Below are 12,996 nucleotides of genomic sequence, written 5' to 3' on the forward strand. Positions count from 1 at the left end.
AAATTATTCTTTTAAATAAAAATGTTACCCAATAAACAACTAGGGTTAGCGTTAGCTAACCCTAGTTAGGCTTGATTTATGAAATTCAAACCAATAATATACCAGTAAAAAAACTTACTTATTTGTTTTTAGTTAGTTTTTTCCAGATTACTTGAGCTTTGGAATAAAGGGTCACATTTGTTTTCTATAACTACACACATGTTACTGAGTGCTTGCTGATAATTATCCATATCATCTTGCTCAAGAAAGAATTTGGCAGATGCCTGTATATCCTCGACAGCTTTCGCCTGATTTTTGTTAGATTCACTACCGCCATACTGTGCTAGTTCATAGCGAACCATGCCTCGTTTAAGATACACTTTTGCCAGTTTGGGGCTGATAGCTAGTGCTTGGTTAAAGTCAGCGATCGCTTGATGATATTCTTGCTCATAATTGCTGCTATATTGAGCGATTTGATAATAGACAACACCACGTTGAAAGTAAGCTTCTGCTTTGGATACATTAAGTTTTATGGCGTGAGTAAAATCTGCGATCGCTCTTTTGTAAGCTTGTTGAGATTCACCGCTATATTTAGCCATTTGGGTGCGGACAATCCCGCGTCTGATATAAGCTTCAATTTCATTACTATCCAGACCAATGGCGCGATTATAGTCTGCGATCGCTAGGTTATACTCTAGATCGGGATCGTTGCTATATTCGGCGAGCATATAGCGGGCATTACCCCGATTCACAAGAGCTTTCGTTTGATTAGGATTGATTTTGAGAGCTTGGCTATAATCTACAACTGCTCCTTCGTAGTCTTTCATGTTATAACGAGCATTGCCACGATTTACAATAGCTCTGGCATGTGTCGGTTCTTGTTCAATTGCTCCGGTAAAGCTGGCAATTGCTTTTTCATAATCTCGGTCTTTGTAAGCAGTATAACCCTGCTGATAGTAATCAGCGAAGCTGAGTTTGTTGTCTGTCTGGCGAGACTTCAGTGTTTGTTGAGTGTAAGCATTTTGGTAAACCAACGGCTGAGTAAATTTAATCATTACGTCCGCATATCCCAATAAACCAAAACCCAGCAAGCAACAAATAATCGGGTACAACTTTGACTTCTTAGAAGGTTTATAAGATGTACCGCTTGGGGTAATTACTGGCTGCCAATAATTAGCTGAGTGCGGTGACATGGTTCGCTGTGGAAAATGCGGTGTCTGGGTGTAGTGCTTTTTCCGTTTGATTCGCGGTTGGAGATGTTCTCTAGCTTCTATAGCCCGATGTGATGGGAAGGGGTCGCGTCCGCCTAATCGCACGGTACGTTCACACCAGGGACAGATACGCATGTGGTTGTTGTAGCGATGCTGAGGATTTGTCGTACAGGTAATTAAGGAATCTTCGGCTTCAGCAATAGCTGATAGCCAAGCCTGGGCACTGGGGCGCAGCAGTGGGTTGTTGTGACCCTCTTCAAAACAACGGACAAATAGTTCTTGTAAGCTGGGATGAAGAATTTCCCAAGGGGGTGCAATGGGTGTAGGAAGGTAGGGTACGTAGCGCTTTTGGCTGTAAGTGAAATGACCCGATGCAATGCGGGCTTCGTAGGGCGGTGGCTCAATAGCGCCTTGAAAAATCCCCGAAAATGGGTGCGTGCCTTCCATTAAGAGTTGAAATACCAGCACCGCTAACCCAAATAAATCGTGAGAAATTTCGCGATCGTGCTGGGCAAAAGTTTTATTCTGTAGTTCTGGTGGGGTAAACTCTGGTTTACCGACTGGGCAGCGATAAACAACATTGCTGGTTGGGTCGAGTACTTGGAAGGAGTCTGTGTCTATCAAAGTTACCAGTGCTGTGTCACTGACGAGGATATTTGACTCATTTACATCACCAATACAATATCCACTAGCGTGTAAAGCTGCAAAAGCTGCCGCCAAGTTACGAGCCGTGCGGAGCAGGTACTGATAGTTGAATAGAGGGCAGTGTTGGCGACGGGTTCTGGGGTTGTAAAAGTCGATGATTGGACGCATCCCTTGAATGCGTGGCATCAAAAAGCCAAGGATGATATTTTTGCCATCTGCCGCTCGTAATAAATCCTCTGGCCAAGCGATAGAGATATGCCCTAAACTCGCCGTAGGGTTTTCTGGCGGGTTGGCAAGCATCGCTTGGAGTTTATCAGCATGAGCAGTCGTTGGCTTGTGGTAAATCTTTGCCACCAAGTTGTTATCAGATGGCACTGCATAAACACAAGCTTCACCGCCACGTCCCAAACTGACATTGAGACTGAGGATTTCTTTTCTAGGGGAACAACGTAGTACCTGCATAATGAAATTACCGCTAACGGAGTTATTGTAAGATGTGAAACCTGTAAATTTTTGCTTATGAGTTGTTGAATGCAGCTATAATGAGTGTTAAATCATCATCAGTGCGTTGCGTAATCCGTTCTGAGCGTAAAAACTTTACCAACTGCTCCTTCGCTTCTGTCTTATCCTCGGCATTAGCTACAAATTCAAACAGGGGAAAAAAGAAGGGTTTGTGAGGTTCGCCAACAACCATATTCAAAGCCAACATTTGTAGTCCGTCGGTGATGATGCCAACATTTACTATGTCTGTGCGCCAGACTCTCATCTGCGCTGTATCTAAGGCAGTAGGAGAAGTTAAAAAAGTTGTTTCGTTGATGTATTCGCCGCTATCAGGTATAGTCAGTGCCAGGAGGTTGCCCATGCTATCTTTTGCCACTGCCAAACCATCACCTATTTGCATTACAGCCACAACTTCTGGTGTGGCGAGCATCACAATTAAGGTAGTTGCTAAATCTTGAGGCTGTTTGTCACAAATAACCGCCTCATCATCCACAGCTTTTTTGGCGGCTAATATGGCATCATTTAAGAGCGATCGCACCAATGCATCATCAGTCAAACTTTTCCGGGTAAGTCCTTTGGTGGAAATGTTTTCTATTGCTGTCTCTACAGCAATCATCGCTCCCACTTTTCCAAGGCTAGCAGAACCCGCGCCATCTGCTGCGGCCGCCACTAAAACGTTATCTGATAATACCTGCCAGTGATGAGCATCCTGACATAACTGATTGTTTTTTAAGTGACTTGTACCACATACAGACGCAGCCACAATCCGCCATTGAGCAATCTGTTTTGATATGTTCATAGATTTTTTTCAAGCAGCTAGTACCGCAAGGCGGAAGTCAAAAATCAAAAGTCAAAAGTCAAAAGGCTTTAATTTTGGGCTTTATGGCTGTAATGAAATGGTAGGTTTATTTCCGCCGACCTGTACTAGTAGTGTAAACATCAAGCTATCATTTTTAACTAAACAGTCCCCCAACCAATCGGCGGTAGTGCTACCTGTTCGTCCACCTGCGAATGAGAAACAGCTGACATACTAGTTGACAGCCAGACAAACATCTCGATAAAATTTAATCCTTTCAGCTTCAGGGGGGTACGCACAGCTATTTGATTTAAACGAGTCATATTCGCATTTTCTACACCTACTGTAAAAAATGCTACGCGTTTGTTTGCTTCATCTCCCTGTAGGCGCTGGGATGCTTGCTCTACCACATTTTCTAACTCGCCTTGTGGTTCTCCATCGGTAATCATGAATACCCAAGGACGATAGTAAGCAATCCCATTGGCACGATACTGAGATTTTCGCTCTTGAATTATGTCTAAAGCTTTATGAATTCCTGCACCCATCGTAGTCAATCCCTGAGCCGTCAAAATCGGCGGATTGAATTGATCCGCAGTCACAAAGTCTTGTACTACATTGATATTACTATCAAATGTTACGATCGCCACTTCCACCCGTCTTGCGGCTAAGGAATTTTTGACTAATTCATCTTTTAAACTTAGTAAACCCTGATTTAAAGCCTCAATCGGGTCTCCTTGCATTGAGCCAGATGTGTCTAGTAACAGTACACAAGGACAACGTGGTTCTGGGTTCTCAGCAAATTCTACTACTTCATCAAGCCTTAATGTATCATCCATAACTTTTTGTGTTATGTTAAAGTTCAAAGCCTTATTTCCCTTTTCTCAGAGTATATAATTACAGTCGCCGAGGCGACTTACAGAATATAGTAGCTAGTGGTAGATGCTCTAATTTTTATTAAACAAATTTTTTTCATGAAGTTCTCTACATATTTAAGAAGAACTTGAGAACAGCTTAGTTTAGCAAAAAAGAGTTTATCAAAACGCAACAATCCTTGTTGTAATGTATCTACCCAAAAATTATATCCATTAACCCTACAGTACAATAAATACGTAAACTTTCCTAGATAACTTTTTAAAGATTTTATGTAGAAAAATCGTTCTTTTATATAAAAGTAATTAACCATAATTAAGCTAATTAGCTTTAGAAGTATAGCAGTGTAGCTACGGGAACTTGGAATCAAATTTACCTCTTTCAGTAAGTGGGCATAAATAAACATCATTATTAAGGTCTTGAGTCAAGAGTTGTTGCTAGTAATTAAAATCCAGAAGTAACTAACATCTACTGATAGTCTAGCTATGATAGGTATTTACGTTTATTCATACCCACCTATCTTTTTTTTGAGATCGATAAAATAAGTATAATGTGTAAAATGTAACAATGGGCATCTAAAATTTACTAGTTTTAACATATATACATATTTTAAAATAAATATTTTGTACGGAGAGAAATATTACAAAGAAGAAAATATTTCATAGCTGATATTTTCAATTTACAAATGTTCGGTTGTTGATTCCGCAAAAAACTTGAAAAATATGAATAATTCTGGTGCATTTACCAAACTACGTCCAATAAGTTTGTTAAGACAGTTATCCAATTGCTCCGACAGTACTTGTTTACAAGCATTGAGTAACTCAGTTTCTTGGTCGATTTACCTAGAACAGGGAAGAATAACCTACGCTACCCATTCAGTGGAACCCTTTGATCGGCTAGAACGTCATTTGCGTCGCCTCAGCCACCAAATTCCACTGCTTACCAGTGAGATTCGTGTTCAAATACGTCTAATGTTTGAACCTGATTCACACACTCAATTAATCGAAGATGACAGCAATTCAAGAAGCCACCCGCCTGAGTATCAGGCTATATCCTGGCTTGTTAGTCAACAACATTTACATTCTACACAAGCAGCAGTGCTGATTCAAGAATTAGTTCAAGAGGTGATCGAATCATTTTTGCTAATCAAAGAAGGTACTTATGAGTTAGGAAAAACATTTGATATAGTGCCAAGTATTTGCAGGTTAGATGTAGAAAAAATTCTAGAATATTGCCAAGTAAGATTAAAAGAATGGCAAGCTTTTGTTCCTCAAATCTCTTCTCCATATCAACGTCCATATCTGTTGATTAACAGCAAAATTGAGGAAAAAGATTTACCAAAACTCCAGCCAGCTTTAACTAATTGGATGAAAGGTTTTAGCCTGTGTCATCTAGCTGTAATTTTGAATCAAGATGAAATCCAACTGGCTCACACTTTATACTCTTACATACTTAAGGGTGCGATTATCTTGCATGAAGCTGATCCACCTTATGATAAATTACCAAAGATATTTGAAGAGCGATATCTACGACGGGCTACGCCTACGCTTATCTCAAAATTCATTCCAAAGTTAGTTGATACCAAAAAAGAACTAAATACCACTGTCAACTTTCACTTAGATATTTCTGAAGAGAATATAGTTACTGTCCAACGATTACCTCATATTTATCCTTCTTCAAAAGATAAATTTCAGGAACCAACAATATCAAATAACATAAATCTTCCTTCCCAAATAGTAGCGGCTGCTACTGTAACGGCACAAAAAGCTCACAAAATCGTTTCTGTTGATGATAGCCCCACAATTCTCAAAGAAATTAGTTATTTCTTAGAAAATGAAAATTTTTCTGTAGTGACTATTAACGATCCAGTAAAAGCCGTTTTGTCAATTATAAGGCACAAACCGGATTTAATTTTGTTGGATTTAAACATGATAGGAATTGATGGTTATGAATTGTGTCGGATTATACGAAATAATTCCATGTTTCAGAAGACTCCTATTATCTTTATTACTAGTAATAAAGGGATTGTAGACAAAGTAAAAGCAAAATTAGTTGGGGCATCGGGATATCTGACTAAACCGTTTACTCGCGCCGAATTACTAAAAATAATCTTTATGCATCTGACTTAAATTAACCACAAAACCTAAAAACTTTGAGCTAGTGAGGAAAAAATGAATACTAATCTGAAAATTGACGAAAACTTAATTAAAGAAGTTCTCGAACTTGCTGGTATTCAGCTAGGATTAAAGACACGTATTGCCGTGTCCCTACGAGTATCTGTGTTCATCTGCGGCTAATTATTTTTTCTGTACCTTACGCACTACATTTAAAAGAGTAATACTTGTTGGTTAATTACAGATTGAAATTTTTGAAGTGCTAGAAGGTTGATTCTTGCGCCGCTCAATGAGAGCAATGTCAACTGCAAAGCTTAACCAAGAAGTATTTTATTCAAAATGTAATCAACTCAAGTTGGCAAAAAAGCCAATGCTACAATAGACAAGCTTACCAATGCAAAAACTGGCTCCTGTCTGCTACAAACTTTTAGGCTATGGTAGAGAAATCATAATTTGGGTTGTTGTAGCCTGGATTTGATATGGCGGATGTTACAAGGTCAGAACTGTTGAGTAAACTCTTGACATCAGTTCCTATATCTTGGCTGGGTGTAGTACTACCTAGCGATATCAGTTTGCCACTAACAGAGAAATTCCAGCCTTCATTACCAACGAGTGTTTTGTCATTACCACTGGCTTCAATCCGGTTTCCAAGGAGATTACTATTAGTTACATTGGCAGTGTTGCCACTACCAAGGATATCGTTTTTACTACCAGGTAGTGTATTGGCATTACCAAGGATGTCGTTGTTATTGCCTAAGTTCCAGTTACCATTACCGTTGGTTGTGCTATCGCTACCAAAGCCCCAGTTGCCATTACCTTCGGTTTTGCCGCCGTCACCGTAGTTCCAGTTACCGTTACCATTGGTTGTGTTATCACTACCAAAATTCCAGTTACCATTACCGTCGGTTGTGTTGTTGCTACCATATAGCCAGTTACCGTTACCTTGGCCACTGTTGCCGGTAGCATTTGCACCATCTAATTTTTGAATATCAGATATCCAGTTGTCACTTTTATAAGGTACAGGTTGACCGTTGCCAGTTTCAGGTAGGTTGCTACCACTTTCCTTGGAGGGAGGAGTGTTGCCAAATGGTAAGTTACCAGGGAGGTTGCCGCTACTACCAGATGCATTATCATCAGATGCGTCACCACCAGCAAAGAGGTTGCTACCGCCACCAGATGCGCCACCACCAGATGCGCCACCACCACCTAATGCACTAATATCACCGCCAAGGGCTCCGATGAGTTGATTGAACGGATTATTGGTATCAGTTAAAGCCCGCTCGTCAAGTGGTCGCTCGTAATTATATTTATACTTTCCATCTTCACTGGTTGTGGATGAGTTGCCACCACCGATAAAGGAAGCGAAAGTATTACTACCAGTAGCAGCGCCACCGAAGCCACCGCTACCAAAGCCACCGCTACCGGAGGCACTGCTATTGGAAGCACTGCTACCATCTAAACTGCTGCCATCGGTAGACTGCCATTTGCCATCAGTGAAAGAAAAATTGCCATTACCAGTTGAATTGTTGCTAGTACTTTGTGAGCCAACAGTTTGATTGCTATTGTCAGAAGTTGCCATTAGAATTAAACTCCTATTACTCAAACTTAAATTCCTCTATCAAGAGGAAGATGAACGACATGAATAAAAGCATTTTTTTACTTTCATCTTCAATAAAGAAATACTAATAAAAACAGCAAGCACCACACTTAGTAAAAGTATAGAAAATCAGATTTACATTTAAAATGAACAAAATTTCGATTGGATTGCCGATTCTTTAGATTGGATTGTCTATTCTTTCGATATTATTGAGGTAGATTTCAGAAAAATGTCCGATAATCCTTATAGTGAATGCTTTAGAAGCAATTTTTATAGTGATTTTTCGGCTCAAACAGGGCAAATTTACCTCTTTGGAGTTCGACAATACAATGTAATGTAATTACACTACAAAAAAGAGTGAAGTGTGATTTTTGTAGTCTATTGAGTGAGAAAATATTACTTGTGAGGTTTTATCGAGTTTTAAAGATTCAAGTTCTGCGATCGCTAGGGCAAAAGCATCTAAATTACTCTTGTTCGCAACCAATGTTAATAACCAACGAAAAAATCAACATTTCTCGTTTGATTTATTTTTCAAGTCTCAATGTGATGTCTAGGACAGGCTACGCCTACGCTAAATCTATATCAATAAGCAGCTATTAATTAATGCGGCTATTTAGCTTATTGAGAATAAAAGCCTTGGTTGACATAATGTGGCCACCCTGAGCCAACCCCTGCTTATGTAATGGTTGTATATCGTTCAGCCTCAATCATTTTAGCGATCGCCTTTTGGTCATGATGTCGCCTTAGGGACTTCCAATTAAAAAAATATCCCATCCCTGCGGGACGCTACGCGTAGCAAGATCCCCAAAGGGGTACGCATTTAAGGCAGGGGGCAGGGGGAGGAACACTCGTGTTGAGTCTAGAAATTGGGATAATTTATTTTTTGGAGTTTCCTTAATATTAATTGCTGGGTACAGAGCGAATCTCAAACATATCTCCTACATTGACACAAGCCAAGACGCCAAGAAAAGATTAGCATCAGAGATTGTTCTGCCAGTCTAACGTAGTAGGATTGTTCAAGTGAAAGGGTACGCCTTGCAGGACGAATAGCCATCAATCGCTTCTTGCACCCTAAAATAAGAGCAAAAGACGATTTCTAAAACAAGCACACTCCATGCGTATTTCTCTAAATTGGCTGCGCGAACTAGTAGAGATAAAACTTAGTCCAGAAGAATTAGCCGAAACCCTGACAATGGCAGGGTTTGAGGTTGAAGAGATTGAAGACCGCCGCACTTGGGCAAATGGCGTAGTTATCGGGAAAGTGCTTGAGCGTCAACCCCATCCCAACGCCGATAAATTGAGTGTTTGCCAAGTGGATATTGGTGCAGGTGAGACTTTAAATATTGTCTGTGGCGCTGCCAATGTGAAGGCAGATATCTATGTGCCTGTAGCAACTACGGGTACTTACTTACCCAACATCGATTTAAAAATTAAACCTGCAAAATTGCGTGGTGTCCCATCTCAGGGCATGATTTGTTCTTTAAAGGAACTCGGTTTGCCCACCGATGTAGACGGAATTCATATTTTTACCCAGGAAAATTTACCATTAGGTAGTGATGTGCGTCCTTTGTTGGGTCTAGATGATGTCATTTTAGACTTAACTGCAACTGCCAATCGCGCTGATGCTCTGAGTATGGTAGGCGTAGCACGGGAAGTAGCAGCTTTAACTGGTGGAAAGTTAAGCATTCCTGAACCCGGTGAAGTCTCTATTACCAAAAGTGCCGGAAATTTAGCTTTAAAAATTGCCGATACCCAAGCTTGTCATGCATACATTGGTACGGTAATTGAACAGGTAAAAATTGCTCCATCTCCCGAATGGTTGCAACAGCGTTTGCGGGCTGCTGGGGTACGTCCCATCAGTAATGTTGTGGACATTACTAATTATGTTTTGTTGGAATGGGGACAACCACTGCACGCCTTTGACCGCGATCGCCTAAAATCAGTTGCAAGTAGCGGAAATTTAACCATCGGCGTTCGCTTCGCCAATACTGGAGAATCCCTCAAAACCCTAGATGGACAAACTCGCACCCTATCAACCCAAAATTTATTAATTACCGCAAACGACAGACCCGTTGCACTGGCGGGAGTCATGGGTGGGGAAGAAACAGAAGTCCATCAAGGGACTCAAAGCCTAGTTTTAGAAGCAGCTTTATTTGATTCGGTAGCAATTCGCCGTTCTTCCCGGAGTGTTGGGTTAAGAAGTGAGGCTTCTGGCAGATATGAACGGGGAGTTAACCGCGCTGAGTTGGAAATAGCTAATCGCCGCGCCTTATCCTTAATTAGCGAATTAGCTAGTGGAATTCTTGTGCAGCAGGAAATTGCCGACACCCGCCCCGACCCGTCTACCTGGAGTCGTTCTATCGCCCTGCGTTTAGACCGCGTTAATCAGATACTGGGGCCGATAGATTTAGGAGAGGACACAGGTGAACTCCAAGAACAGGATGTTGAGCGCATCCTGACCGCATTGGGATGTAAGTTAACTCCTTCAGAAAAAGATACTAACCATCAACCTACATGGTCAGTTTCTGTTCCACCCTATCGTTACCGCGACTTAGAGCGAGAAATTGACTTAATTGAAGAAATTGCCCGTCTCTATGGTTACAACAAATTCTGCGATACTTTACCAGAAAAAGCAGAAGCTGGCTATCTGCCTTTAGATGAAGAATTGATTCGCAAATTACGAGCTTTCTTGCGGGCTGAAGGGTTGACAGAATTAATCCACTATTCTTTAGTCAAACCGGGAGAAGACAGAAATATAGTATTGTCAAACCCCTTATTTGTCGAATATTCAGCTCTGCGAACCGATTTGATATCTGGATTAATTGATGCCTTTCAATACAATTTAGAGCAGGGTAATGGTGCCTTGAACGGTTTTGAAATCGGGCAAATTTTCTGGCGAGAAGAAGACGGTTTGCAAGAAACAGAAGCCCTTGCTGGGATTGTGGGAGGAGATATTTCTGTTGGCAAATGGTCAAAAAGTGGACGCGAAGAACCCATCACCTGGTTTGAAGCCAAAGGCATTTTAGAAAGTGTATTTCGGCAACTTGGCTTGCAGGTAGAATTCCAACCCGATTGCCGAGATAATCGCTTACATCCAGGACGCACCGCTTCCCTGTGGATTCGGGGTAACAGACTGGGTATTTTTGGACAACTCCATCCCCAACTGCGACGAGAAAAAGGTTTACCAGATTCCGTTTATGTTTTCCAGTTGGATCTAGATGTGCTTTTAGATTCTCTGGGAGAAGATGAAGTTCTGGTGCCAACATTCCAGCCCTATTCTACCTATCCAGGTAGCGATCGCGACATCGCCTTTTTCGCACCCGTGAAAATCTCAGTTACCGAAATTCAAAAAGTAATTACCAAAGCGGGTAAAGATTTGCTCGAATCGGTAGAATTATTTGATGAATATCGGGGCAAAAATGTCCCCGAAGGACAGCGAAGTTTAGCATTCCGCCTAGTTTATCGGGCTAGCGATCGTACTCTTACTGAGGCAGAAGTCGAACCAGTACACAATAAAGTCCGCGAAGCTTTAGTGGAAAAATTCGGCGTAAACCTAAGAAGTTAGTTATTGGGCATTGGGAAAGAGGAAGCAGGAGGCAGAAGGCAGAAGGCAGAAGTTCTAAAATGTTTGAATTTTGAATTTTGAATTGATTTCTCCCCCCACTCCCGGCTCCCGACTCCCCACTCCCTATTCATTTTTTATTTGGAATTAATTAGCTATGCCTAAATATGTACTTTGGGGAACTTACTGCGAAGACGTTCTCGAAAAACGCGCCCCCCACCGTCAAGCTCACTTAGACGGATTAGCAAAACAAAAAGAATCCGGTGTGCTGATTACCATTGGCCCCACCAAAGATGTCACAAAAGTTTTTGGGATTTACGAAGCTGAAGACGAAGCCACCGTGCGCAAGTTAATTGAAAATGATCCCTACTGGAAAAATGGCATTTGGACTGAATATTCTGTAAAAGAATGGATTCAGGCTTTTTAAATTAAGTTTGGGGCATTGGGCATGGGAGAATTAGCATCAACGTTGAACCTTTGAGCATCAACGTTGAACCTCTGAGCATCAACGTTGAACCTCTGAGCATCAACGTTGAACCTCTGAGCATGAAACTTTCAGTTTTAACTCTCACCGATCTCTCCCATCCCCCCATTTCCCAATGCCCAATGCCCACATAATTATGAAAATTTGGCAGGTTGATTTTTATCGTCGTCCCTTACAGGATGCATCTGGACAAGTTTTATGGGAGTTGTCGATTTGTGACGCAACTCGCAGCTTTGAGTATGAAGCTAGCTGTCTCCAGTCAGCAGCAAATTCGAGTTGGGTTGCTGCTCAAATTGAGCTAGCCGCAGGTGAAAAATTGCCAGATGTGATTCAGGTGTTTCGTCCTCAGTCTTTAAGCTTAATTGAGGCGGCTGGACGCAATTTAAGTATAAATGTCGAACCTACCCGTCACACTTTGGCGTTGAAGCAGTGGTTACAAGAAAAGCAGTATCCCTCAACCCTGGATAAACCACCTCCAGCACCATTACCAGAAAACCTCTGGGGAGAACAATGGCGTTTTGCAAGTTTAGCTGCTAGTGATGTGGAAACGATATTTAGCGATCGCCCCATTCCCATTTTGCACATCCCAGAACATCGCAAACCCATCAATTTGGGTTTGGCATCAACAGTGCCCGTCCCCGGTGTAGTAATTTATGGTGGACGGCAATCGATGCGGCTAGCCAGATGGTTGCAGCAAGCCCGTCCCGTAGGCTTGAATTACATATCTGGCGCACCAGACGGCTTAATATTAGAAGCTGGCTTGGTGGATAGATGGATTGTTGCCACATTTGAAGATCCAGAAGTTACAACAGCGGCCCAAGCATTTGAACAACGAAAAAAGCATTGCCGAGGATTGCATTTTTTGTTAGTCCAGCCCGATGATTCCGGGATGACTTATAGCGGCTTTTGGTTGTTGCGGGCAGAAGATTGATATTGATTGCTAAAAATATTTTTCCGCTTAATTTCTATAGCTAAAAAAGATCATGAAAGTCACAATTACCTTAGAAGAAGACATTCTACAATTTGTAGATCGCCATTGCTTTCTCTACCTGGGCGATTTTTAATTATTTTTTACCTGATCTTCTTTTTCATCCTATGCCATGACATGAGCGGTAATGATTTAAAACCGTTATCATCACTATTTCATTGTTAGTAATATTGTTGTTAACACTAAAAAGCGCTCTCCCATTGGGAGAGCGCTTTTTAATTTAGCTAAACTTCAGAATTAACCGTTGAT

General features: G+C 41.3%; 9 protein-coding genes. 5 read left to right on the plus strand and 4 right to left on the minus strand.

What is annotated here, in order from left to right:
- Window positions 1-128: 128 nt before the first annotated feature.
- The 3 genes from ACFE90_RS06485 to ACFE90_RS06495 form a co-directional block, all read right to left on the minus strand.
- On the minus strand, window positions 129-2,297 hold the full coding sequence (locus tag ACFE90_RS06485; protein ID WP_375498831.1) for a tetratricopeptide repeat protein: 2,169 nt from the start codon (window positions 2,295-2,297) through the stop codon (window positions 129-131).
- A 55-nt stretch (window positions 2,298-2,352) separates the two neighbouring features.
- The gene (locus tag ACFE90_RS06490) at window positions 2,353-3,135 is read right to left on the minus strand and encodes a PP2C family serine/threonine-protein phosphatase (RefSeq protein ID WP_375498833.1); all 783 of its coding nucleotides are present in this window, start codon (window positions 3,133-3,135) and stop codon (window positions 2,353-2,355) included.
- A 158-nt stretch (window positions 3,136-3,293) separates the two neighbouring features.
- Entirely contained in the window at window positions 3,294-3,968 is a 675-nt protein-coding gene (locus ACFE90_RS06495; protein WP_100898244.1) for a VWA domain-containing protein, read from the minus strand.
- Between the two features lie 756 nt (window positions 3,969-4,724).
- On the opposite strand from ACFE90_RS06495, the gene ACFE90_RS06500 reads away from it, so the two are divergent.
- Window positions 4,725-6,131, plus strand: coding sequence for a response regulator (locus ACFE90_RS06500; protein WP_375498835.1), 1,407 nt, complete (start codon window positions 4,725-4,727; stop codon window positions 6,129-6,131).
- Window positions 6,132-6,173: 42 nt separating this feature from the next.
- Entirely contained in the window at window positions 6,174-6,299 is a 126-nt protein-coding gene (locus ACFE90_RS06505; protein ID WP_375498837.1) for a hypothetical protein, read from the plus strand.
- Window positions 6,300-6,543: 244 nt separating this feature from the next.
- On the opposite strand, the gene ACFE90_RS06510 is transcribed toward ACFE90_RS06505, so the two are convergent.
- Complete coding sequence (locus ACFE90_RS06510; RefSeq protein ID WP_375498839.1) at window positions 6,544-7,695, minus strand: hypothetical protein; 1,152 nt, start codon at window positions 7,693-7,695, stop codon at window positions 6,544-6,546.
- 1,132 nt (window positions 7,696-8,827) lie between these two features.
- On the opposite strand from ACFE90_RS06510, the gene pheT reads away from it, so the two are divergent.
- From pheT to ACFE90_RS06525, 3 genes are all read left to right on the plus strand, one after another.
- Window positions 8,828-11,278 carry a phenylalanine--tRNA ligase subunit beta gene (pheT, locus tag ACFE90_RS06515; RefSeq protein WP_375498841.1) on the plus strand — a complete coding sequence of 817 codons (2,451 nt, stop codon included), beginning with the start codon at window positions 8,828-8,830 and terminating at the stop codon, window positions 11,276-11,278.
- A 154-nt stretch (window positions 11,279-11,432) separates the two neighbouring features.
- Entirely contained in the window at window positions 11,433-11,702 is a 270-nt protein-coding gene (locus ACFE90_RS06520; protein ID WP_375498843.1) for a YciI family protein, read from the plus strand.
- A 193-nt stretch (window positions 11,703-11,895) separates the two neighbouring features.
- Entirely contained in the window at window positions 11,896-12,690 is a 795-nt protein-coding gene (locus ACFE90_RS06525) for a Tab2/Atab2 family RNA-binding protein (protein ID WP_375498845.1), read from the plus strand.
- Window positions 12,691-12,996: the final 306 nt, after the last annotated feature.

It is taken from the genome of uncultured Nostoc sp., assembly GCF_964245445.1.
GTDB lineage: Bacteria > Cyanobacteriota > Cyanobacteriia > Cyanobacteriales > Nostocaceae > Nostoc.